General features: G+C 72.4%; 19 protein-coding genes and 1 tRNA gene. 9 read left to right on the forward strand and 11 right to left on the reverse strand.

What is annotated here, in order from left to right; all coding sequences use genetic code 11:
- Window positions 1-317 precede the first annotated feature (317 nt).
- From ACZ6EJ_RS10955 to ACZ6EJ_RS10965, 3 genes are read left to right on the forward strand one after another with little or no spacing between them, the layout of a single operon-like run.
- Window positions 318-3,113 carry a polyketide synthase gene (locus ACZ6EJ_RS10955; protein ID WP_469266213.1) on the forward strand — a complete coding sequence of 932 codons (2,796 nt, stop codon included), beginning with the start codon at window positions 318-320 and terminating at the stop codon, window positions 3,111-3,113.
- Entirely contained in the window at window positions 3,110-4,285 is a 1,176-nt protein-coding gene (redW, locus tag ACZ6EJ_RS10960; RefSeq protein ID WP_469266214.1) for an L-prolyl-[peptidyl-carrier protein] dehydrogenase, read from the forward strand. The genes ACZ6EJ_RS10955 and redW overlap by 4 nt, the downstream gene beginning before the upstream one ends.
- Window positions 4,286-4,308: 23 nt before the next feature.
- A complete protein-coding gene (locus ACZ6EJ_RS10965; protein ID WP_469266215.1) occupies window positions 4,309-4,635 on the forward strand; it encodes a RedY protein in 327 nt (108 codons plus the stop codon).
- 93 nt (window positions 4,636-4,728) lie between these two features.
- Here the strand turns inward: ACZ6EJ_RS10965 and ACZ6EJ_RS10970 are convergent, their stop codons facing one another.
- The 9 genes from ACZ6EJ_RS10970 to ACZ6EJ_RS11010 all read right to left on the reverse strand — a co-directional run bounded on the left by ACZ6EJ_RS10970 (window position 4,729) and on the right by ACZ6EJ_RS11010 (window position 13,642).
- Window positions 4,729-5,967: a beta-ketoacyl-[acyl-carrier-protein] synthase family protein gene (locus tag ACZ6EJ_RS10970; protein WP_469266216.1), complete on the reverse strand. Its 1,239-nt coding sequence runs from the start codon at window positions 5,965-5,967 to the stop codon at window positions 4,729-4,731.
- Entirely contained in the window at window positions 5,967-6,206 is a 240-nt protein-coding gene (locus ACZ6EJ_RS10975) for an acyl carrier protein (RefSeq protein WP_469266218.1), read from the reverse strand. The genes ACZ6EJ_RS10970 and ACZ6EJ_RS10975 overlap by 1 nt, the downstream gene beginning before the upstream one ends.
- Window positions 6,207-6,280: 74 nt before the next feature.
- Complete coding sequence (locus ACZ6EJ_RS10980; RefSeq protein ID WP_469266220.1) at window positions 6,281-7,282, reverse strand: beta-ketoacyl-ACP synthase III; 1,002 nt, start codon at window positions 7,280-7,282, stop codon at window positions 6,281-6,283.
- A gap of 16 nt (window positions 7,283-7,298) precedes the next feature.
- Window positions 7,299-7,784, reverse strand: a complete 486-nt coding sequence (locus ACZ6EJ_RS10985; RefSeq protein WP_469266222.1) for a type II toxin-antitoxin system RatA family toxin — start codon at window positions 7,782-7,784, stop codon at window positions 7,299-7,301.
- Between the two features lie 11 nt (window positions 7,785-7,795).
- A complete protein-coding gene (locus ACZ6EJ_RS10990; RefSeq protein WP_469266298.1) occupies window positions 7,796-9,088 on the reverse strand; it encodes an aspartate aminotransferase family protein in 1,293 nt (430 codons plus the stop codon).
- Window positions 9,089-9,191: 103 nt separating this feature from the next.
- The gene (locus ACZ6EJ_RS10995) at window positions 9,192-10,844 is read right to left on the reverse strand and encodes an aldehyde dehydrogenase family protein (protein ID WP_469266224.1); all 1,653 of its coding nucleotides are present in this window, start codon (window positions 10,842-10,844) and stop codon (window positions 9,192-9,194) included.
- 355 nt (window positions 10,845-11,199) lie between these two features.
- Window positions 11,200-11,976, reverse strand: a complete 777-nt coding sequence (locus ACZ6EJ_RS11000) for an AfsR/SARP family transcriptional regulator (RefSeq protein WP_469266226.1) — start codon at window positions 11,974-11,976, stop codon at window positions 11,200-11,202.
- 349 nt (window positions 11,977-12,325) lie between these two features.
- A complete protein-coding gene (locus ACZ6EJ_RS11005; RefSeq protein ID WP_469266228.1) occupies window positions 12,326-12,949 on the reverse strand; it encodes a hypothetical protein in 624 nt (207 codons plus the stop codon).
- Between the two features lie 99 nt (window positions 12,950-13,048).
- Complete coding sequence (locus ACZ6EJ_RS11010) at window positions 13,049-13,642, reverse strand: TetR/AcrR family transcriptional regulator (RefSeq protein ID WP_469266230.1); 594 nt, start codon at window positions 13,640-13,642, stop codon at window positions 13,049-13,051.
- Window positions 13,643-14,001: 359 nt separating this feature from the next.
- On the opposite strand from ACZ6EJ_RS11010, the gene ACZ6EJ_RS11015 reads away from it, so the two are divergent.
- From ACZ6EJ_RS11015 to ACZ6EJ_RS11025, 3 genes are all read left to right on the forward strand, one after another.
- Entirely contained in the window at window positions 14,002-16,272 is a 2,271-nt protein-coding gene (locus ACZ6EJ_RS11015) for an MMPL family transporter (protein ID WP_469266232.1), read from the forward strand.
- Window positions 16,273-16,781: 509 nt separating this feature from the next.
- Entirely contained in the window at window positions 16,782-17,792 is a 1,011-nt protein-coding gene (locus ACZ6EJ_RS11020; RefSeq protein WP_469266234.1) for a DUF4928 family protein, read from the forward strand.
- Between the two features lie 89 nt (window positions 17,793-17,881).
- A complete protein-coding gene (locus tag ACZ6EJ_RS11025) occupies window positions 17,882-18,844 on the forward strand; it encodes a hypothetical protein (RefSeq protein WP_469266236.1) in 963 nt (320 codons plus the stop codon).
- A 4-nt stretch (window positions 18,845-18,848) separates the two neighbouring features.
- On the opposite strand, the gene ACZ6EJ_RS11030 is transcribed toward ACZ6EJ_RS11025, so the two are convergent.
- Window positions 18,849-19,238, reverse strand: a complete 390-nt coding sequence (locus ACZ6EJ_RS11030; RefSeq protein WP_469266237.1) for a very short patch repair endonuclease — start codon at window positions 19,236-19,238, stop codon at window positions 18,849-18,851.
- A gap of 341 nt (window positions 19,239-19,579) precedes the next feature.
- On the opposite strand from ACZ6EJ_RS11030, the gene ACZ6EJ_RS11035 reads away from it, so the two are divergent.
- Window positions 19,580-20,779, forward strand: a complete 1,200-nt coding sequence (locus ACZ6EJ_RS11035; protein ID WP_469266239.1) for a DNA cytosine methyltransferase — start codon at window positions 19,580-19,582, stop codon at window positions 20,777-20,779.
- 322 nt (window positions 20,780-21,101) lie between these two features.
- On the opposite strand, the gene ACZ6EJ_RS11040 is transcribed toward ACZ6EJ_RS11035, so the two are convergent.
- Window positions 21,102-21,174: transfer RNA gene (locus ACZ6EJ_RS11040), tRNA-Ala, on the reverse strand.
- 180 nt (window positions 21,175-21,354) lie between these two features.
- Here ACZ6EJ_RS11040 and ACZ6EJ_RS11045 point away from each other — a divergent pair.
- On the forward strand, window positions 21,355-21,903 hold the full coding sequence (locus ACZ6EJ_RS11045) for a helix-turn-helix domain-containing protein (protein WP_469266241.1): 549 nt from the start codon (window positions 21,355-21,357) through the stop codon (window positions 21,901-21,903).
- Between the two features lie 138 nt (window positions 21,904-22,041).
- Window positions 22,042-23,439 (forward strand): serine/threonine-protein kinase, encoded by a 1,398-nt coding sequence (locus tag ACZ6EJ_RS11050; RefSeq protein ID WP_469266243.1) that lies wholly within the window; start codon window positions 22,042-22,044, stop codon window positions 23,437-23,439.
- Window positions 23,440-23,454 lie beyond the last annotated feature (15 nt).

Below are 23,454 nucleotides of genomic sequence, written 5' to 3' on the forward strand. Positions count from 1 at the left end.
GGCCGCCTTACACTTGTATTCGACAGGACGCCGAGCCGGGACAACCGTCGCAGACGCAGCTTGCATCCCGCTGAGATTCCGATGTCAATCGGCTGTCGCGCCCATCTGCCCAGGTCAAACGGGGTGCACGGGCTCCGGGCCGGAGGCGGGCCGCGGACTTCGGACGGAAATCCGCACAGCCGGGGCACGGGCCTTGGCCGGACTTCGCGCACCGTGCGGGACGACAGCCGCCCCCTCCCCTGGACGCCGTATTCCTGTGGTACGTTTCCACGGATTTTCGCCAACCGGCCGAACGATAAAATCTGGAGTTGCCCGTCATGCACTCCGAAGTCGCATCCTGCGTTCAGCAGGAAAACACCGGACCAGAGCGAACGGCTATCATCGGAATCGCCGCGCTCACTCCTCGGGCAGTGGGGGCTGAGGCCTACTGGGCATGGGTACGGAACGCATCCGACGGAACGCGGCAGCCGGCGCGCTGGGCGCCGGACGAGCCCGCGGTCGACGTGGCCCGCTTCGGCATCCCGCCGGTCCAGGCGCGTTCGCTGGCGCGGCTGCAACTGCTGATGCTGGAGGCCGCCGACCAGTGCCTGGCGGACGCGGGGGCCGGCCCGGCCGGTGCGGACGACCGCACCGACGTCGTGGTCGGCGCCTGTTTCGGCCTCGACCGGCAGTACGCCAACGCGCTGCGCATCGCGGGCAGCGGCTACGCCCGCGAGGTGGAGCGGGCCGCGCTCGCCCTGGGCGTCCCGAGGGCGGCCGAGAACGCGGCCCAGGCCGCCGAGGAGCTGCGCGGGCTGCTGCGGGGGAGCCTCGGCGCGGCCCCGCACGACCGGGTCGGCGAGATGACGAGCACCATCCCGGCCCGCATAGCGTCGGCGTTCCGGCTGCGCGGCCGGACGCTCGCCGTGGAGTCCGCCGACGCCACGTCCTTCCTCGCGCTGGACCAGGCCCTCGGGTCGCTGCGCGCCGGGCTCGCCGAGCGCGCCCTGGTCGTCACCGGGCAGTTGTACGAGAGCGGGGTGCTGGCCGCGCTGCTGCGGGCCAAGGGGCTCCCGCCGCCCGCGCACGGCGACTCCTCCCCCGCCGACGACCTCTCCGAGGGCGTGGGCGCGCTGCTGCTGAAGCCGCTGGCCGCGGCCGAGCGGGACGGCGACCGGATCTACGCCGTGATCGCGGGGAGCGGCATCCGCCACCGCGGCCGCGCCGGCGCGTTCCGCCACGAGACCTCGGCCGAGCGGCACCGCGAGGCCGCCCGCGCCGCCCACCGCGCGTCCGGGCCCGGCGCGGTCCAGTACGTCGAGCGCGCCGGCACCGCGTCCGGCGAGGCCGACGCCCGCGAACGGGAGGCGCTGGAGGGCGGGTTCGGCGCGGACGCGCCGGTCATCGGCACCGTACGCCACCGGATCGGGCGCACCTTCGCGCACGCCGGGCTGGCCGCGGTCACGACGGCGGCGCTCGCGCTGCACCACCGCACACTGCCCGCGCACCGCACCCGCAGCGGTCCGGTGGCCGCCGCCGCCTGGGCGGCGCCCGAGGGCTCCGCGCCCCGGCGGGCCGCCGTCAGCGGGGCGTCGATCACCGGGACCCTGTGCCACCTGGTCCTGGAGGAGCACGTGCCGCGCCCGGCCGCCCCTCGCGGGGGCACGGCGGCGACGCGGGCGGCGCCGCGCACCGGCGCGCGCCCCGAGCCGATCGCCGTCGTCGCCTACGGGGGGCGGTTCGCCGACGCGGAGGACGCCGACGCCTACTGGCGGCTCATGCTGGACGGCCAGGACCGGCTGCGCCCGGTTCCGCCGGACCGGCTGGACCGCGAACTGCACTACGCGCCGGGCGCGTTGAGCCTCACCCACAGCTACACGGAGTTGGGCGGACACGCCCCGGTCCCGCTCTCCCCGCCGCCGGGCGCGTCGATCGGCCCCGAGCGGTACGCGGCGATGGACGCCGCCCAGCGCATGGTGCTGGCGGTCGCGGCCGAGCTGTTCGGCCGCCGGGCCGGGGGACCGCTCACCGGGCGCGGGCTGATCGCCCTGGCCGGCAACCTCGGCCTCGCCGCCGACCGGCAGGCCCACGTGGACGCCTCGATCGGGGAGCTGGAGGAGCACGTCCGGGGTCTGACCGCCTTCAAGGCGCTCTCCGCGGCGGAGGTCGACCGACTCCTGGAGGCGGCCCGGCGGGGCTACGGCCGACCGGCCGGGCCGACGCCCCACACCTTCGACGGAGCCCTGGCCAGCGGCTCGGCGGCGCTGCTCGCCGGGGTGTACGGGCTGGACGCCGTGCCGATGGCGGTGGAGGCCGCCTGCGCCTCCTCGCTCGCCGCCCTGGACACCGCGATGACCGCCCTGCGCAACGGCGCCGCGGACTACGCCCTGGCCGGCGGGGTCGAACTGCCCTGCTCGTCGCGGGACATGGTGCTCTGCTCCGCGCTCGGCCTGCTCTCCCACACCCGCATCACCCCCTTCGACGCCGGCGCCGACGGCTTCACGCCCGGCGACGGGTGCGCGCTGTTCCTGCTCAAGCGGCGCTCGGACGCCGAGCGGGACGGGGACGCGATCGTCGCCCTGCTCACCGGCATGGGCGCCGCCAACGACGCCAAGTCGCTGATCGCCCCCGACGCGGACGGCCAGGTCCGGGCGATGCGCCAGGCGTTCGCCCAGGTCGGCCACGCCCCGTCGGAGGTGGACTACCTGGAGGCGCACGGCACCGGCACCAAGGTCGGCGACCGGGTGGAGATCACCGCGACCGGCCGGGTCTACGGCGGGCCCGGACGGGCCCGCCCGCTGGAGATCGGCTCCGCGAAGGGCTTCGTGGGCCACACCTTCGCCGCCGCGGGCGGGGCCGGCCTCCTGCGCACGCTGCTCGCCCTGCGCTCGAGGACGCTGCCCCCGAACACCAACCTCCACGAGCCCAACCCGGCGCTGGCGCTGGAGGAGCTGCCGGCCGTGCTCCGCACCCGCGCCGCGGCGTGGCCGGCCACGCCGGGCCGGCCCCGCCGCGCGGCGGTCAGCTCCTTCGGCACCGGCGGCATCGACTACCACCTGCTGGTCGAGGAGCCGGGAGCGCCCGGCGCCGACCGCGACGACGCACCGAAGGACGGGACGGACCACCGCCGATGAGACCGCTGATCAGTTTCACCCTCGACCGCGACACCGAAGAGATGTGCGCCACGCTCACCGACTTCGCCGAGAAGAGGCTGCGGGCGCCCGAGGCGTTCGACGCCGACGACTTCCGCCGCCGGTGGCGGCTGGCCGGACGGCAGGGCGCCACCGGCACCTGCGTCCCCGACGAGTTCGGCGGCTCGGGGCTGGACGCGGTCAGCGCCACCGCGCTGATGGAGGCGCTCGGCCGCGGCTGCCGGGACACCGGCTTCGCCTTCTCCGTCGCCGCTCACCTGTACGCCTGCCTGATGCCGCTGGTGGAGTTCGGGACCACCGAGCAGAAGAAGCGGTGGCTGCCGGCGCTCGCCTCCGGCGAGCGGATCGCCGCCCACGGCATCACCGAGCCGGAGGCCGGCTCGGACACCTTCAGCCTGCGCACCCGCGCCGTACGGGACGGCGACCACTACGTCCTCAACGGCGAGAAGTGCTTCACCACCAACGCCCCGGTCGCCGACGTCTTCCTCGTCCAGGCCGTCACCGACCCCGAGGGCGGCTTCTTCGGGGTGACCTCCTTCCTCGTCGAGGCGGGCACGCCCGGCCTCACGGTCGGCCGCCCGTACGACAAGGTCGGCCTGCGCGGCTCGCCGACCGCCGACGTCCACCTCCAGGACGTCGCCGTCCCCGCCGACCAGGTCCTGGGCGCGGAGGGCGGCGGGGCCGCCGTGTTCACCTCCTCGATGCGCTGGGAGCGCACCTGCCTCTTCGCCGCGTACCTCGGGGGTATGCGGCGGCTGCTGGACTCCACCATCGACCACGTCCGGCAGCGCGAGCAGTTCGGCGCCCCCATCGGGTCCTTCCAGGCGGTCAGCCACCGCATCGTCGACATGACCCTGCGCTACGAGGCGGCGCGGCTGCTGCTCTTCCGCGCCGCCGTCGGCCTCGACGAGGGCAGCCAGGACGAGGTCGACCCCGCGCTCGCCAAGATCGCCGTCAGCGAGGCGGCCGTACAACTCGGTCTGGACGCCGTGCAGTTGCGCGGCGGGCTCGGGATCGTGGACGGGGAGGCGGAGGAGTTCCTGCGCGACGCGCTGCCGTCCCGGATCTTCTCCGGCACCAACGAGATCCAGAAGAACAACATCGCCCGCGCGCTCGGCCTGGGCCGCGCCCCCCGGCGCCGCACGGCCCGCTGACCCCCTACGCCCCGGAGGACCCCGTGGAGTACATCGTCCACCGCGTCAAGCTGCTGCCCGCCGTCGACCCGCTGCGCTTCGAGCGCTGGGTGTGCGAGGTCGACTACGCCACATGCCCGAAACTGCCCAGCGTCGTCTCCTTCAGCGTCCAGCGGGTCTCGCACAGCCCCGAGGCCCCGTTCCACTACTTCGAGATCATCGGCGTGCGCGACCGGGACGCCTTCGACCGGGACATGGAGTCGGACGTCTTCCGGGGCCTGGAGCGGGACTTCGGCGCCATGGCCGTCGTCGTCGACGAGACGGCCGGCGAGCGGGTCGGCGCCGGCTACTCCGCCTCGCCGGCCTGGTAGCCGGCCCCGCGCGACGCACGCGGCGGGCCCCGGTCGCTTCCCGCGACCGGGCCCCGCCGTGTGCCGTACCGCCCGTGGCCGGGCCCGCCGGGCTCAGGCCCGGCTCAGCAGCAGGACCGCGTTCTGCCCGCCGAACCCGAACGAGTTGCTCACCACGGTGGCGAGCGCCCCCTCCCGGCCCTCCTTGGCGACCACGTCCAGATCGATCTCCGGGTCCTGGCTCTCCAGGTTCGCGGTCGGAGGGACGAAGGAGTGCTCCAGCGTCAGCGCGGCCGCCGCCGCCTCGATCGCCCCGGCCGCGCCGAGCGAGTGCCCCAGCACCCCCTTGACGGAGGTGACCGGCGGCCGGTGCGGGAAGACCCGCCGGATCAGCCGGGCCTCGGACACGTCGTTCAGCGGTGTGGAGGTGCCGTGGGCGTTGACGTGGTCGACGTCCTCCGGGCCGAGCCCGGCGTCCCGCAGGGCCGCCCGTACCGCCAGCTCCGCGCCCCTGCCCTCCGGGTCGGGGGCCGTCGGGTTGTACGCGTCGGCGGACGCGCCGTACCCGCTGACCCGCGCCCGCACGCGGGCCCCGCGCGCCCGCGCGTCCTCCATCCGCTCCAGCACCAGGACGGCCGCGCCCTCCGCGAGCACGAAGCCGTCCCGGCCCGCGTCGAACGGGCGGGAGGCCGCCGCGGGGTCGGCGGCGCGCCGGGAGAGCGCGCCCATCCGGGCGAAGCCGCCCGCGATCGACGGCACCACGCACGCCTCCGCGCCCCCGGTCAGCACCACGTCGCAGAGTCCGCCGCGCAGCAGTTCGCGGGCCGCGCCGATGGCGGTGGCGCCCGAGGCGCAGGCCGTCGCCGTCACGAAGTTCGGCCCCCGCGCCCCGTACTCCATCGCCAGGTGCCCGGCCGACATGTTGCTGATGAGCAGGGGGATCAGCATCGGCGACATGCTCTCGGCGCCCTGCTCCAGCAGCTTGCGGTGCTGCGCCTCCCAGCTCGCCGCGCCGCCCAGCCCGACCCCGAGGACCACCCCGACGCGGGCCCCGTCCCAGGTGGCCGGGGAGAGCCCCGAGTCGGCCACGGCCTCGGCCGCGGCGGCCAGGGCCAACTGGTTGTGGCGGTCCAGCCGCCACGCCTTGCGCCGCCCGACCGCCCGCACCGGGTCGAAACCGGGGACCCGCGCGGCGAACTCCACGGGCTGGCCGGACAGTTCCTCGACCGGGCCGGCGCAGGTGGCCTCGGCGGCGCACAGCCGCTCCCAGGTGGGCGACGCCCCCGAACCGGCGGGCGTCACCATCCCCAGGCCGGTGATGGCGGCGTCGAAGCGGCCGTCACCGGCCGCCATCAGACCTCCACCAGCTTGGCCTCGATCACCTTGGCGACGTGCGCCATCGTGTCCTCGGCGTGCAGCTCGTCGTCGCCGATCGGCACGCCGAACTCCTGCTGCGCGGCGATCGCCAGCTCGACCAGGGCGAGCGAGTCCAGCTCCAGGTCCATGAAGGTGGTGCTCTCGGACACCTCTCCGGCGTCCGCGCCGAAGCCCTTCTCCAGAAGGTCGACGAAGCGTGCGTACACGTCACTCATGGCTGTCTCCGTAACGGTGGTGCGGACACGGCGTCCGCTGGAGGGGTGGATGGTGCGGGTGGTGGGCCGGGCGCTCACGCGGGTCGCACGTCCGGCCAGACGAGGGCGGTCGCGCCCCAGGTGAGCCCGCCCCCGAAGGCGGTGAGCACGGTGCGGTGGCCGGGGACGAGGCGCCGCCCGTCCACCGCGTCGGCCAGCGCGAGCGGCAGGGAGGCGGCGGCGGTGTTGCCGACCCGGTCCAGGTGGACCGGGCAGCGGTCGCGCCCCAGCCCGAGCTGGTCGGCGACGGCGTACAGGATGCGGAGGTTGGCCTGGTGCGCGATCAGCCGGTCGACGGAGTCGACCGCCCAGCCGGCCTCCTTCGCCACCTGGCGCGCGCTCTGCGCCATCCGCTCCACGGCGTTGCGGAAGACGGCCTTGCCGTTCATCCGGAAGTACGGGTCCGCGCCGGCGGCGCTCTCGGCGCGGAACGGCTCCCTGGAGCCGCCCGACCGCACCGAGATCAGCCCCTCGCCGCCGCCGTCGCTGCCGAGCACGGTCGGGCCGAGCGCGCCCGGCTCGTCCGGTTCGCCCCCGCGCAGCAGGACCGCGCCCGCGCCGTCGCCGAAGATGGCCCGCGCGGAGCGGTCCAGCGGGTCGAGGAGGGTGGAGTAGGTGTCCGCCCCGATCACCAGGACGCTGTCGGCGATCCCCGCCGCGATCAGCCCGCGGGCGGTGGCCAGCGCGTAGAGGAACCCGGTGCACACGGCGGACACGTCGAACGCGGGCACCGGCCCCAGCCCCAGCCGGGCGGCGACCAGCGGCGCGGTGGCCGGGCAGATCCGGTCCGGGGTGGTGGTGGCCAGCACGACCGCGTCGGCGCGTTCGACGCCGGCGGACTTCAGGGCCCGGCCGCCCGCCTCGTACGCCAGGTCCGAGGTGGCGGTGCCGGGGTCCGCGACGTGCCGCCGCCCGATGCCGGTCCTGCTGCGTATCCAGTCGTCGGAGGTGTCCAGCTCCCGGCCCAGCTCGTCGTTGGTGACGATCCGCTCCGGCAGCCGGACGCCGAGTCCGGCCAGGATCGAGGCCCGAGTCATCACGGTCGTCCCCGGCTCAGACCGCGCCGGCGGGCGGCGTCGCCAACTGCGCCAGCCGGTCCGAGAGTCTGGCGTCGTCGAGGACGGTGGAGCCGGGGAAGAGGCCGATGACGATCAGGCTGATCGTCTCCTTGACGACGCGCTCGGCGACCGGGTCGAGGATGCCGACCAGGCTGGGGATGCCGAAGTCGAAGTCGCAGGTGAAGTCGGTCCGGCCGCCGTCCGCCGTCGCGACCACGTGCCAGCGGCCGGAGAAGGACGCGAAGTCCCCGTCCACCTGGGCGAAGTCGATGGTGCGGGCGGTCTCGTCCGCGCGGTCGGCCTCCGTCCAGCGCAGGATCCCGTTGCGGAAGTAGACCTCCCAGTCGCTGCCGCCCTCGTGCGGTTCGACCGAGCGCACCGCGGGCGCCAGGTCGGAGAACCGGCCGAACGCGCGGATCGCGGCGAACGCGGTGTCGGGGTCGGTGCCGGGCATGTCGATCGCAAGCTGCACGCTACGCATGGGTATGCCGCCTAGTGAGTCGGTACGGAGGGGAGGTACTGCGCCGCCTGCGCGCGGCAGGCCCGGTCGAACGCCTCGTAGAGGAACGCCACGTCCGAGGGGGCGAGCACGGCGGGCGGGGTGAAGCGCAGCACCATGTGCGAGTTGAGCGAGTGGTTGGCGATGACGCCCTGTTCGAGCAGCTCGATCAGCAGCTCGCCGGCGAGCCCCGGTTCGGTGAACTCCACGCCGATCAGCAGCCCTTGGCCCCGCACCTCGGCGACGGCCGGGCCGAAGTGGCGTACGGCGATCGCCCGCAGCTCGGTGAGGAGCCGGTCGCCCAGGTCGCGGGCCCGCTCGACCAGGCCGTCCTCCTCGATCGCGGCCAGCGCGCCGCGCACCGCCGCCATCGCCAGGGGCGAGCCGGAGAACGTGGAGGTGTGCAGGTACGGGTCCCGGTCGAAGACCGAGAACACCTCGGCCGTCGCCACCAGGGCCGATACGGGCATGACGCCGCCGCCCAGCGCCTTGCCGGTGAGCAGGATGTCGGGGACCACGCCCGCCAGGTCGGCCCCCCACCAGGCGCCCAGCCGGCCCAGCCCGGTCTGGATCTCGTCCAGCACCAGCAGCGCCCCGTGGGCGTCGCAGATCCGGCGGACCTCGCGCAGGTAGCCCGGCGGCGGGACGACCACCCCGGCCTCGCCCTGGACCGGCTCCAGCACGACGCACGCCTCGCCCGGCATGGTGGCGAGCAGTCGCTCCAGCGCCGCCGCGTCGCCGTACGGCACGTGGTCGACGCCCGGCAGCAGGGGCCGGAACGGGGCCTGGAAGACGTCCTTGCCGGTGAGGCTGAGCGCCCCCATGGTCTTGCCGTGGTAGCCGCCCTCGGTGGCCACCAGGCGGGTGCGGCCGCGGGTGCGGGCGAGCTTGATCGCCGCCTCCACCACCTCGGCGCCGCCGCACGCGAAGTGCACCCGCTCCAGGCCCGCGGGCACGTGGGCCACGAGCGCGTCGGCGGCGTAGGCGGCCTGCGGCTCCAGGAAGAGCCGCGTCCCCACGGGGTGGCGGCCCAACTGCTCGGCGACGCGCGAGACGACCGCGGGGTGGCGGGCGCCGGTGATGAACACCCCGTACCCCCCGCAGTTGAGGAAGCGGCGCCCCTCCTCGCCGGTGACCCAGGCCCCGTCCGACGCCACCTCCACGTGGCGGCCGAAGAGTTCGCCGAGCGTGGCGCGCCCCTTGTTCATGCGCGTCCGGTAGAGCTCGATCAGCGCGTCCGCGGTGTGGTCCTCGGCGGCTGCGCCCGGAGTGTCGACTGTGGTCATGGTTCCCCTCGTGGTCGCCCGGAAGGGCAGGTTGTCGCGGATGTCCCTCAGGGCGTCCTGGAGCGTCGCGGCGAACGCCTGCGGCAGGTGCCCGACGAACGCGTCAGCCGAAGAGCTCACGCCACGCGCCGAAGACGGCCTCGCGCGGTCGGGAACCGCCGCTGAGGCTCACGCCCTGGATGTGCGAGGTGCGCAGGATCGGGTAGTTGGCCTCGCCGAAGACCCCGCCGGTCAGCCCGGTGCCGCCGTGCGTGGGCAGGCAGGGTAGGAAGCCGATGTGCGAGTCGTTGACCTTGAGCAGGCCGCCGCCGGTGATGCGGTCGGTGAAGTACTCCACGACCCGCTCGTCCCGCGCCCACAGCGAGTTGCGCAGCCCGTACTCGTTGGACTCCACGAAGGCCACGAAGCGGTCCAGCGTCGTCGCGTCGTCGGCGGGCTCGGCCACGATCACCGGCAGCAGCGGGAAGAACGTCTCGTGGCGCACGGCGTCCAGCTCGCGGGCGTGCGCCAGGCCGCGCACCACCAGCACGGTCGGCTCCAGGAAGATGCCGTGCGGGTCGCGGACGCCGTCCATCCCCGTCGCGTGGCCGCCGTGGACCAGCTCGGCGCCCTTGTCCAGCGCCTGCTCCAGGCAGGCGAAGAACTTCTCGTTGCGCAGGACGGGCGTGAGCAGCACGTCCGGGTCCTGGGGGCGGCCGGGACGGATCTCGCGCACCTGCCGCAGCAGCGCGTCCAGCAGTCCGTCGGCCGCGTCCGGGTGGACGACGACCTGGTTGGGGATCATGCAGAGCTGGCCGGAGCCGTAGAAGCTCTCGGTCAGGGCCTCGGCGGCCAGTTCGACGTCGGCGTCCTTCCAGACGGTGACCACGTCGTTGCCGGCCAGCTCCAGGATCGGCTTCTTCCCGGCGGCGATGCAGCGCTGCTCGAAGCGGACGCCGTTCTCACTGCTGCCGAAGTAGATGATGTCGTCGACCTCGGGGCTCTCCAGCCAGGCCGAGAGCATCGGCGCGGGGTCGCCGCAGACCGCGTTGAGCACGCCGCTGGGCGCGCCCAGCTCCTCCAGCACGGGCGCGACGACCTCCTGGAGCACGTACATCACGCCCAGCGGTCCGCTCCGGGGGGCCCGGACGACCAGCGCGTTCCCGGCCATGATGGCGGTGGCCCCCAGCATGGCGCTGGAGAGCGGGGCGTTCTGCGGCGGGTTGAGGCAGACCACGCCGTCCGGGCGGCGGCGGACCTGCAGCCGGCGCTCGCCGTGGGTGAACTCCTGGAGCATCTGCGAGCGGTAGAACGCGGCGGACTGCGCCCCGAAGATCTCCAGCATCCCGGAGACCTGCCAGCGGGCCAGCGGGAGGGGGTGGCCCTCCGCCACCAGGATGGCGGCGATCTCCTCCGCGTGGTCGGATATGCGCCGGTGGAGCAGTTCGGCGAAGCGGTCGACCCTCGTCTCCAGCGGCGCCGCGGCCCACTCCGGGAACGCCGACGCGGCGGCCTTCACCGCCAGCTCAACGGTGTCGCGGTCCGCCTTGGCGACCCGGCCGACCACGGTGTCCGGCAGGCCCTCCGGCGCGACGTCCTCCAGCGGCCCCTGCTCCAGGCGGCGCTTGAGGCGGAGGCTGGCGAAGACGTCGTCGAGCAGGGCGTTGGAGTCCACCACGTAGACCCATTCCCCGCTCTCCCTCCGCTCGCCGTTCACGTAGGAGTAATAGGTGCGCAGGCTCTGAGGGGTGGAACGGGACGGCTGACCGGTGCCCACACTGACTCCGTTTCGTCTGCGAATAACGCGCGAGTCGAGGTTGTAGAAGGGTGCGCACAAGACTTTTCCAGGGGTTCCTGAGAATGCACTGAAACCTGACTGAGTCCTTTTTGTCCGGATGTGGGCATGGGAGACGGCGGCATCCGGATGGCCGGATACCGCCGCACTCGTGTCACCGCGGGCAGCGCGGGGGTGACACAGAAGCACACCCGGACTATAGTTAGTCAGGTGACTAAGCGTGCTGAACGGAGGTGCGCCCGGAGCGAGTCGGGTGATGGCGACGCGATGCCGCGGCCGCCGTGCCGCACGGTGGCGGCCGGTCGGCCTCGGCGCGGACGGGCCCCGAGCGCGGGGGTCAGCTCCCGGCGAGGATCAGGCTCGGCTCCTGCTGCAGGATCTCCGTGAGCCGGTTGCGCATACCGGGTCCGGGCTCCAGCCCGAGGTCCTTGCTGAGGCGTTCCCGTACGCGGTAGTAGACGTTGATGGCGTCCGCCTGCCGGCCCGAGCGGTAGAGGGCGAGCATGAGCTGCTCGCAGAACCGCTCCCGCAACGGGTGGCGGGTCAGCAACTGCTCCAGTTGCGGGACGACTTCGCGGTGCAGGCCGAGGGCGAGCTGGGCCTCGATCAGCAGGTCCCTGGCCATCAGCCTGGTCTCGTTGAGGTGCGCGCACGCCGTCTGGCAACTGATGCCCTGGCCGGTGTCCGCCAGGGCCGGGCCGTGCCACATCCCCAGCGCCTCGGTGAGCCGGCCGATCGCCCGCCGCGGGTCCTCGTGGATGGTGCGGCTGCCCACCTCCTGCACGATCCGGGTGAACCGCAGGGCGTCCACGCTGTCCGCGTCGATGTCGAGCAGATAGCCGGACCCGAACGTCCGCAGCACGTCACGGGCGCGCGCCCGGTTCGTCTGCTGCGCCAGCGAGCGGCGCAATCGGGCCACGTGCCCCTGGAGCGAGTTGCCGGCCGACCGCGGCGGATTGGCTCCCCACAGCTCGTCCAGCAGGTCGGCCGCGGAGATCACCTCGCCCGGATGCAGGGCGAGGCTCGCGATGATGGTCCTGGGTTTGGCTCCTGGGATCTCGACCTCGGTACCGTCATGAGTGACGCGCATCGGACCCAAAACTTCGATCAGCATTCGTTCCCCGTCTGCTCGAAATCGTTGCCGTGCTCTGGTGGGCGATGAGCGGGGTCGACCATCCGGTCGGCTGCCGAGCGAAGAGAAAAGACGATCGACGCATTCGCTTATATCCCCCATGCCAGAATGTCGCCCCAGCCGGGAGAACCGGATGTGTGCACAAGATGTCCGTCGGGAGACTTGTGGGCCACAGCGCATCGCACCGCGAATACGCGTCCGTTTCACAAAAAAATGGATGGCTGGAAGTAATATTTACGCATACTCTTCCAGCAACTGTCCACCCCTTGCTGAAAGTTCGACACACGGTCGACGCAATGCCCCTCGCATGGGGATTTCAGCCAGTTCCCCCTTACGCCGGGGCCCCGCTTCCGCCGACCGCGTCGTCCCGCGATTCGCCTTCCGGGGCGATTGCGGCGGGTCGGCCGAGGCGTTCGGGCACGCCGTGCGCGAGGACCAGCTTGAGCAGCAGCACGGCCGGCAGCCAGTCCAGCCCCGGAGGCGACTCGACGTACGTCGCCACCATGGTCCCGGTGACGACGCAGGCCAGGGCCGCGGGCCGCTTCAACCGCTCCTCGGCGCGCTCCACGACGACCGCTCCGACGAGGGCCCAGCCGTACCAGAGCGCCCCCCACCACCACGTCCCGCCCGGTATCACCAGGGCGATCAGGACCGGTTGGACGTGGAGCGCCGTGAAGCCGATCGGGTGGTGGACGAAGCGGGCGAAGACCGAGTCGGTGTAGGTGAGAGGGGAGTGGTAGAAGAGCTTGGCGGTGTCCAGCCCGTTGGCGACGACGCCGCCCGCCAGGTCGTGGACGAGCAGCGCCCCGATCACCCACTGCCACCAGGTCCAGCCGAGGCCGTGCCCGCCGACCGCCAGCACGCAGATGCCGAACGCGGAGACCGCGTAGGCCAACCCCTTCTCCAAGGGGGTGGCTCCGGCGCCGAAGGCCCAGCTCGGCTTGGCCGCTTCCACGTGGATCGTCCTCCTGAGCAGGGGGGAGTGCGGGGACGGGAGGGGCGGCGGCCCGGCCGGGGGATGTACCGGGCCGCCGGGTCTGCGTACGGGCGGCCCTCAGCCGCCCTCGGGGCCTGGGCCGCCGGGCAGGAACCGCGACAGGGCCGCTATCGCTTCGCCGTTGTCCAGGTCGGGGTCGAGCATCCGGTGCAGCAACATGCCGTCCAGCAGGGCGATCAGCACGGTCTCGCTGCCGGCCGGGGCGGCGGGGTGCACCCGCGCGAGCCAGGTGCGCAACTGCCCCCTGGTCTCGGCGAGCGCCTCCCGGAGCACCTCGCCCAGGAGCGGTTCGCGGGCCGCGCCCGCGATCAGCTCGACCGTCAGCCGGGCCGTCCTGCCGTCGTGCGGGGTGGCCAGCAGCTCGATCAGCTTGGCGTGGGCCTGCTCCAGCGTCGCGGTCCCGCTCAACTCCTCGGTCACCGGGTCGAAGACCTGCTCGCCGGCCCGGCGGGCGATGGCCGTCTTCAACGCCGGCAGGCCGCCCCAGTAGTAGTGGATCAGCCCGAGGTTGGCGTTGGCGCGTTCGGCGACGGAGCGGGTCGTCACACCGGGCCAGCCGGCCTCCGCCAGCAGCTCCACACCGGCGTCGACCAACTGCTCGCGCCGTCGCTGACCACGGGACGAGGGGGGCCGGTCGACCGAGTTAGTCATGTGACCAACTGTAGCGTCGCCGCGCCTTCTTGTCACCCATTCCCATCGCCCCTGGTCAGGGCCGTTTCCCCGGCGGAAAACGGCGCCCACTCCCCCTTCCGCGGCATCGTCGTCCCCCCTCGCCGCGGCCGTACGACCGCCGGGCCGCGCCCCGACCCGCCGCGGAATCTTTCTCCCGCGCTCTGACCGGGCAATTCACCGATCGAGTACGCGAAGCGCCTTGACACCCGTATTCGAACGGCTATTTCATGCACACCCTGGGCGGGGCCTCTCCTGCAGCACCCGTCGATGGCACCCCGTGCCCTATCGGCGCCACTTCGCCTTGCATCCGCTCCCATGCAAACCGATGGAGTTTCCCTATGCTTTCGCGACTGGCGTCGCTGGCCGTCCATCGACGCCGTCTTGTGCTCATATTGTCCGCACTGGGTTTCGTGCTGATCACCGTCGTCTCCGGACCGGTGATGACCTCGCTCTCCGCGGGCGGCTTCGACGACCCCGACTCCGAGTCGTCCGCCGCCTCCGAGATCCTGGAGGACCGCTTCGACGCGGGCGACGCCAACTTCATCCTGCTCGTCACGCCCGACCGGCCGCTCGACGACCCGCTGACGCGGCGCGACGGCCGACGGCTCACCGAGAAACTCGCCGATCAGGACGGCGTCGAGTCCGTCACGTCCGCCTTCGCCGCCCAGGACGACCCGGCCGCCGCCCAGCTCGTCTCCGAGGGGCGCGACCAGGCCCTGATCCTGGCCCGGCTCGGCGGCGACGACGACGAGATCACCGCCACCGCCGAGGAGATCGTCGACGAGGTCACCGGCGAACAGGGCAGCCTGGAGGTGAAGTCCGGCGGATACGCCGAGTTCAACCGGCAGGCCAACGAGTCCGTCGAGAAGGACCTGCTGCTCGCCGAGTCGATCGCCGTGCCGATCACTTTGCTTCTGCTCATCCTCGTCTTCCGCTCCGGCGCCGCGGCGCTGCTGCCGCTGGCCGTCGCGGGCGTCTCGGTCGTGGGGTCCCTGGCGATCCTGGTGGTGGTCGCGCAGTTCACCCCGGTGTCGATCTTCGCCACCAACCTCACCACCGCGCTCGGCCTCGGCCTGGCCATCGACTACTCCCTGTTCATCGTCAGCCGCTACCGCGAGGAACGGGCCGCCGGCCGCGACCTGGAGGAGGCGCTGCGCCGCTCGCTGGACACCGCGGGCCGCACGGTCCTCTTCTCGTCGCTCACCGTGCTGCTCTCCCTGGGCGCACTGCTGGTCTTCCCGCTCTACTACCTGACGTCGTTCGCGTACGCGGGCATCGGCGTGGTGCTCTTCGCGATGCTCGGCTCGCTGGTGCTCCTGCCGGCGCTGATCTCGCTGCTCGGCCCCCGGATCGACAAGTTCGACCCGCTGGCCAGGTTCCGGCGCGAGGGGCCCCGGACCCGCGGCGCGGAGGGACACGGCTTCTGGTACCGGCTCGCCACCTTCGTGATGCGCCGGCCCGTCCCGGTCCTCGCCCTGGTGCTCATCGCCCTGGCCGTCCTGGTCGCGCCGTTCGGCAACGCCTCCTACGGGCTGCCCGACGACCGCGCCCTCTCCAAGGACGCCGAGGCCGCCCAGGTCGGCGACGCCCTGCGCGACGACTTCCCGGCCCTGGCCGGGCAGGGGCTCCAGGTCGTCCTGGAGGGCACGAAGCCCCCCGCCGCCGAGCTCTCCTCGTACGCCGCCGCGTTGTCGCGCCTCGACGGCATCGAGCGGGTCGACTCCTCGGCCGGCGTCTTCCAGGACGGCGACCGCGTCGCCCCCGCGCCGCCCGGCGCGGCGGACGTCTTCGACACCGCCGACTCCACCTGGCTGTCCCTCCAGAGCGTCACCGAGGCCTACTCCGAAGAGGGCCAGGACATGGTCTCCGACGTCCGCGGCCTCTCCCCGCCCGAGGGCGCCGAGGCCAAGGTCAGCGGCATGGCCGCCGCCTACAGCGACACCCTCGACAGCCTCTGGGCCGCCCTCCCCTACGCGGCGCTGATCATCGCCGTGCTGACCTTCGTGCTGCTCTTCCTCTTCACCGGCAGCCTCCTGGTCCCGCTCAAGGCGATCATCATGAACCTCCTGAGCCTCACCGCCACCTTCGGGGCGATGGTGTTCATCTTCCAGGAGGGCCACCTCACCTTCCTGGCGGGCGAGTTCACCGTGACCGGGCAGATCGACGTCACGATGCCGATCCTGATGTTCTGCGTGATCTTCGGCCTCTCGATGGACTACGAGGTCTTCCTGCTCTCCCGCATCAAGGAGGAGTACGACCGCACCGGCGACAACACCGCCGCGGTCGCCCACGGCATCCAGAGCACCGGCCGGCTGATCACCGCGGCCGCCGGGCTCATGGCCATCTTCTTCCTCGCGCTCGTCGCCACCAGCTTCACCCCGGTCAAGATCCTGGGCCTCGGCACGGCGCTGGCGATCGCCATGGACGCCATGGTCATCCGCGGCCTGCTGGTCCCCGCCTTCATGCGCCTGGCCGGCAACGCCAACTGGTGGGCTCCGGGCCCCCTGCGCCGCTTCCACCAGAAGTACGGCTTCCACCACGAACGCCCGACCCCGCCCGCCCCCGCGCGGACGGACACCCCGGCGGACCGCGTCCCCACCCCCAACTGACCCGCTCCACCCGCAACGGCACCCGGTGCCACGCACCACCGGGCCCCCGCCCCGCCCGCGAGCCGCGGGCGGGGACGGCAAACGACGAAAAAAATGCCCTCCTGACCTGCGTTCTCGCAGGTCAGGAGGGCATGTCCGGTATGCCGCCCGTGAGTTCGAACTCAGGCGTCATTGAGTCGGTGGCCTGCGAGAACACAGAAGAAGAACGACGCCACACGGCAGCCGGCACACCGAGGCGGTCCAGTCGTTCGGCACCGCTGGACGGCCAGGCGCGACGACCAGGTCGAGGCCGCAGGCGGATGAAACGGTCTCGGACAGGCCATACCGACCGCCTGACCGGACGGAGGAGTCGCGGAGGTCCCCGACGGCTCCTCGGAATCGAACATGCCGAGGCAGAATGAAGCGGTTCCCGCCCTCGCCGGAACCGCGGGCGCCGCTGACGTATGCCGCCAACGCGTAGTCGGCTCACCCCTCGGCCGTCCGGCCCCACGCGTACGAAAGGCGACTCCATGGTCTCGCTCACCGCCCAGGAACCGACCAAGAAAGCGGTCACGGCTTCTGAGGCCATGGTCGTCCCGGTCAGTGCCTGGTACGAAGGCAAACGCAACGCGAAGGGGTCCGTGGACTCCAACGTGATGTGCGCCGGGCTGTACATCACGGAGTTCCTCGCCGGCGGCTTCCCCCTGACCCGCAGCATGTACGCCGCGGAGTCGCAGGTGAAAACCGCAAGCGGAGCCAAGGCGAAGAGCATCCTCGCCGAGCACGACGAGCATCGACGGTTCACCAGTGAAGGCGGCCGGACCTCCCGCTACACGATCCGACACGCGGAGACCTTGGCCGACGTGATCAACGAGGCCGGGGAGGAGAACGCCGTCGCCGACCTCACCGACGTCGAACGCACGGACCTCGCAGCCCTGTTGCAGGGCTGGTTCGTCGGCAGGGTGCGGGAGGACTACTTCGGCAAGAAGCGCATCAGCGCGGAGATCGATCCCGAGAACTCCGTCCGCACGACCGTGGCCAACCTGATCGCGGCGGGCCGGGAGCGCGGAGGCACGACGGCGGGGGCCATCGCCCAGCACCTGGTGGGCGCGAAGTTGCAGATCCGGTTCCCTGACGCCGAGGTCAACGTCGAGGGCTACACCACCGCCGACGCGCAGACGGGCCGGGCCGGGGATTACGAGATCGGGGACACGGCGCTCCATGTGACGATGGCCCCCGGCGAAAAGGTCTTCACGGACCGGTGCGCGCACAATCTGCTCGAGGGATTCCGCCCCCGCGTCCTGGTCCCCGAGGACGCCGTCGCCGCCGCCGTCCAGATCGCACGCCTGGCCGGTCTGGAGAAGAAGGTCGCCATCCAGTCCATCGAGGACTTCGTCGGCACGAACATCGAGGAGACCGCCGGATTCGTCAAGAACGGCATCCGGGCCAGGCTGCGCGAGCTGTTGGAGCTGTACAACCAGCGGATCGAAACGGCGGAGTCCGACATGTCGCTCAAGATCGAGATTCCGTCGAACCTCTGAGGGCAGCCCCGATGGCGGCGTCCAATCCAGCGCCCACGGCTGTCCCTTCCCTCCAGGAGGCCGCAGCCTCCGCATCCACGACCCTGGGAATGCGCACGTTGACCAAGAAGGCCAAGACCGAAGAAGCTCTCGCCTGCCACCATGACGAAGAGTTGAGGAAGCAGGCGGACAGGGCCAAGGATCTGCTCCGCCGACTGCCCGTCGTCGCCCCGCATCTCCTGCGCGATGCGGACATCGACCCGGCCCGCTGGGATGCCGTTCTCCGTGCAGCAGTGGAGAGCATCCGAGGTGCGAACGCGGCCGACCCCCAGGAGAAGAGCGCCTTCGTCAAAGCCGTCCTGACCCGGTGCGTGGAACGGGGGACCGTGAGGCGTTTCGAGGAGATCAAGGGCAAGAGTCGACAGGACTGGAAGGTGGAGCTGCCCGACGGCACCCTGGTCGCCCTGGAGTCCAAAGGGGCCGGCGACGGCAACAACACCGGGATCTACGAACGTCCGGCCTGGGCCGACGAGCTGGTGATCTGGAGCCAGAATCCCCACAGCCTGCTCAACCACCCGGGGAAGAGCGCCTGGTCGGCCGTCGCCACCCGCCTCTTCCCCAAGATCCACGCCGATCCCAAGCAGCGGGTCGACGCCTACCTGTTCTGGGACGGCCGCTGCGGCTCCGAAGATCGTCCCTGTCCGAAGAGCCACGGGGTCACGGACGGGCTCCGCGAGGCGGCGACCCGATACCAGGCCGCGTCGGACAAACCATCGGGCTGGCTCCCGCCCCCGTGCGTGTTCCTCTTCCCGAGGACGGCGGCAGAGGTCAGGGAGAACCCCGAGCCGCCGCTCCACACCCTCGCGACGAGCCACTTCGTGCGCGCGCTCTTCGATGCGCTCGATGTGCCGGAGTCGCTGCGCCCGATGTACGTGAACGACGCGCGCATCCGGTTGGCGCCGTCCGAGAAGGGGACGCTGCTGAACGTCTCCGTGGTCTCGCGCCGTTACGGCGAAGGAGAGGAGCCCGTCCGCATTCAGGCCCGTCCGAAGCCCTCGAGGCAAGGCCACTGACCCTTCAGCCCGTACAGACGGAGCGCCGCGCCTTCACTGCGGCCTCCACCTCCAACGCCGCCGCCACCGGGTCCTCGTGCTCCCAGTAACGCAGCACGAGCCACCCGGCCGCGGCCAAGCGCGCTGTCGTGTCGCGGTCGCGCTCGCGGTTGCGCCGCACCTTCTCCGACCAGTACGGGGCATTGGCCGAGGGACGAGTGTGATGCTCCTCGCACCCGTGCCAGAAGCAGCCGTCCATGAACACCGCGACCTTCTGCCGCGTGAAGACGAGATCCGCCGTGCGCCGCAACTCCGGCAGGGGGCGGGCGGCCACCCGGTAGCGCAGCCCGAGCGCGTGCACCGCCCTCCGCAGCGCGATCTCCGGTTTCGTGTCGCGGCTCCGGTTCGCCCTCATGCTGGCCCGCGTGCCGGGCGACGAGGCCCATGAATGATCCGAGGGGGTCATCCCTCCATTCTCCCGCGCCTCGCTGCACAGGAACGCGGCAGCCCGCTGTCAGTGCCGGGAACTACGTTGAGTAGCGAACGGAATCCCGATGACCGCGCAAAGTGATGGAAGTCATGGGCTCCCAGGCTGCGGGCATCGAGCAGGAAGCAAAGGGGAGGCGCATGACCCGACGACCGCAGTTCCCACGGCCCACGGAATCACCGAGGGCCGACACGGGTTCCCCACAAGCGCCACCGCGCACCTCCAGCATCGCCCAGCCGCCCCCGACCCCCTGCCATAGGATCGAACGCGTGACACTGACAACCGACCTCCTCCCCCTACCGGCACAGGACGGCTTCTCCGAGGCGGCGCAGCCGCCCGCCTCCTTCGCGGTCGCCGAATTCTTCGCCGGTATCGGCCTGGCGCGCCTCGGGCTGGAACAGGCGGGGTTCAAAGTCACCTGGGCCAACGATCTGTCCGCGGACAAGCAGGAGATGTACAGCGGCCACTTCGGCGCGGAAGGAGCCGCCCACTACGTGCTGGAGGACATCAAGGCCGTCGCCCAGGACATCGTCGGCGCCGGGGTCCCCCGCGATCTCGGGCTCGCTTGGTCCTCCTTCCCCTGCACGGATCTCTCTCTCGCCGGTGGGCGGAAGGGGCTGGCCGGCAAGCACTCGGGCACGTTCTGGAACTTCACCGACATCTTGGACGAACTCGGTCCGGACAAGCCTCCCGTCGTCGCCCTCGAGAACGTCAACGGTTTCGCCACCAGCCATGGCGGGGCGGATCTGAAGGCGGCGGTGCGCAGGCTCAATGAACTCGGCTACTCGGTGGACGTCCTCACCCTGGACGCTCGGAGCTGGGTCCCTCAGTCACGCCCCCGCCTCTTCGTGGTCGGCTCGCTCAAGAAGCCGCTGGAGGAAGAGCCCTGGGAGGGCGACTCCGTGCTGCGTCCCAAATGGCTCGGATCGGTCTTCGCGGACCCCGAGCTGGACACGCACCGCGCCTCGCTCCCCGAGCCGCCGGCTCACTCCAGTACGGGATGGACGGAGCTCGTGAAGCGGAACGGCGAGGTGGACGACGCCCTGTGGTGGGACGAGCAGCGTATGGCCAAGTTCCGCAACGAGCTCTCCCCCGTCCAGCTCGCCCGCGTGGCCGCCCTCGAAGCGACCGGCGAGGTGGCCTACCGCACGGCCTACCGCCGTACCAGGGGCGGCGTCCCCGCCTGGGAGATCCGTGCCGACGACATCGCGGGCTGCCTGCGCACCACCGGCGGCGGCTCCTCCAAGCAGGCGGTGGTCCGCGTCGAGAAGGGGAAGCCCCTCCGAGCCCGCTGGATGACCCCCCACGAGTACGCCTGCCTGATGGGCGCGGACGACTACACCCTCCCGGCCCGCGGCAACCAGGCGCTGATGGGCTTCGGGGACGCCGTGTGCGTCAACGCCGTCGGCTGGCTCGCCCAGAACTACCTGGAACCGCTGCTCACCGGGAAACTGCTCCCACGCGCTTGACGCTGCGTGCGGTCGGAAAACCCCACCGCGCTCCACTCAGCAGGGACGCCCTCGGTCCTCCCACTCGCCCGGCTGCCCACTCAGCGCCACCGCCGGCGAACGACTCGGATGCACGCCGCCGCCGGACCGCCGAGGAGGAGATCCCGCTCAGGTGAGCAGGCAAAGCCCGTGTACGCCGGTCACGGTCACTCGGGGATCTGGTGGTCCGGACAAGAGGCGGCTTGCACCCTCTGCGTCAGGCCCTCCACTCCCGCGGCCCGCGGACGACGAAAAAATGCCCTCCTGACCTGCGTTCTCGCAGGTCAGGAGGGCATTTCGCGTGTGGAGCCTAGGAGATTCGAACTCCTGACATCTGCCTTGCAAAGGCAGCGCTCTACCAACTGAGCTAAGGCCCCGGAACCACCACAGCCGAAGGCGACCCACCGCACACCCGTGCCGCGGTCACCGTCGCGGACAAGAGTACCGGGTGTCCCCCGGAATCTGGCAAAAGGATGGGGGCTCCCCGTGGACGACCACGCTCCGTAAGATGCACGACGAGGTTCGCAGCAGCGAAGCCGCAGCGAAGGGGAGACGCCATGGACGCAGCGCAACAAGAGGCGACGGCGAGAGCCAGAGATCTCCAACGCAGTTGGTACGGGGAGCCGTTGGGGGCGCTCTTCCGCCGGCTCATCGATGATCTCGGGCTGAACCAGGCCCGGCTGGCCGCCGTGCTCGGGCTTTCCGCCCCGATGCTCTCCCAGTTGATGAGCGGGCAGCGGGCCAAGATCGGGAACCCCGCCGTGGTCCAGCGTGTCCAGGCCCTCCAGGAGCTGGCGAGCCAGGTGGCGGACGGCAGCGTCAGCGCGGGCGAGGCCGCCGAGCGGATGGAGGAGATCAAGAAGTCGCAGGGCGGGTCGGTCCTCACCGGAACCGGCCAGACCGCCTCCAACGGCGCCGCTCCCACCGTCCGCCGCGTCGTGCGGGAGATCCAGTCCCTGCTCAGGTCGGTCGCGGCCGCGGGCGACATCATCGACGCCTCGGACGCCCTCGCCCCGACCCACCCGGAGCTGGCAGAGTTCCTCCGGGTGTACGGAGCGGGGCGCACCGCCGACGCGGTCGCGCACTACGAGGCGCACCAGAGCTGAGGCCGTCCGGACGAGACGGAGCCAGGGCCCGCGCAGCGCCCTGGCGCCGGCGAGGCCGGAGGCCGAACACGGGACGCGGGCACGGGGACGCGGCGGACGCCGCGGGCCACCACGGGAACGGGGAGCGGGCGCAGCGCCATGGGTGAGGTCTTCGCCGGTCGGTACGAGCTGGTCGATCCGGTCGGGCGCGGTGGGGTCGGCGCCGTCTGGCGGGCCTGGGACCACCGCCGCCGCAGGTACGTGGCGGCCAAGGTGCTCCAGCAGAGCGACGCCCACACGCTGCTGCGGTTCGTCCGCGAACAGGCGCTGCGCATCGAGCACCCCCACGTGCTGGCCCCGGCCAGTTGGGCCGCCGACGACGACAAGGTCCTGTTCACCATGGACCTGGTCAGCGGCGGCTCGCTCGCCCATGTCATCGGCGACTACGGTCCGTTGCCGCCGCGCTTCGTCTGCCTCCTCCTCGACCAGTTGCTCTCCGGGTTGTCCACGGTGCACGCGGAAGGCGTCGTCCACCGCGACATCAAGCCGGCCAACATCCTGCTGGAGGCCACCGGGACGGGCCGCCCGCATCTGCGCCTCTCCGACTTCGGCATCGCGATGCGCAAGGGCGAACCCCGGCTGACCGCGACCGACTACGTGCTCGGCACGCCCGGCTACTTCGCCCCCGAGCAGATGATGGGCGCCGAGCCGGACTTCCCCGCCGACCTCTTCGCGGTCGGCCTGGTCGCGCTCTACCTCCTCCTGGGCCGGAAGCCGGACGCGCGGGCGCTGATCCAGCGCTTCGCCGCGCACGGCGCCCCGAGCGCCCCCACCGGTGTCCCCGAGCCGCTGTGGCAGGTCCTCGCCGGACTCCTCCAGCCCGACCCGCACGCCAGGTTCCGGACCGCCACGGGCGCGCGCAAGGCGCTGAACGCGGCGGTCGAGATGCTGCCCGAGCCCGGCCCGGACGACGAACCGGTGGAGGTGTTCGACCAGATCGGCCCCCTGCCGCCGGGGTTCGGCCCCGACGGGCCCGAGCGGAAGCCCGCGCCGGGCACGGCGCGGGCCGTGGAGGAGCCCGCGTCCGACCGCGACGCCGTACCGGCCGCGGACACGGCGCGACGGGCCGACTTCGACGCCCGGTTCGACCATCCCCCCACCCGACCGGCCGCCCCCGCACCGCCCGTCTCGATGTCGGAGACGGGCAGCTTCCGCCTGGCGCCTCCTCCCGTGCCTGCGACCCCGCGCCAACAGGACGCACAGCCAGCGGTGTTCGGTCCGCCCACCGTCTCCGCGCCCGCCGCTCCTCCCCCGTACGCCGTCGGCGCTCCGGACTCCCACCGGGCGCCGGTCACCGCCCCCGCGCACACCCCGGCGGGCGCCCTCGGCCACCCCGCCCCGCGCCCGTCCGTACCGGGCCCCCCGCTGCACCACGCCGCGCCCCACGCACCCGTACGGGGCAGCCGTCCGGGCCCGCCCGCGAAGGTGGCCGTCCCGGTGCTGGTGGCGGCGCTGATCTGCTTCGCGGTCGGCATCTGGGCGCTGACCCGGATCTGACGGCCGGGACCGGGC

This window comes from Streptomyces sp. NPDC041970 (genome assembly GCF_055588985.1).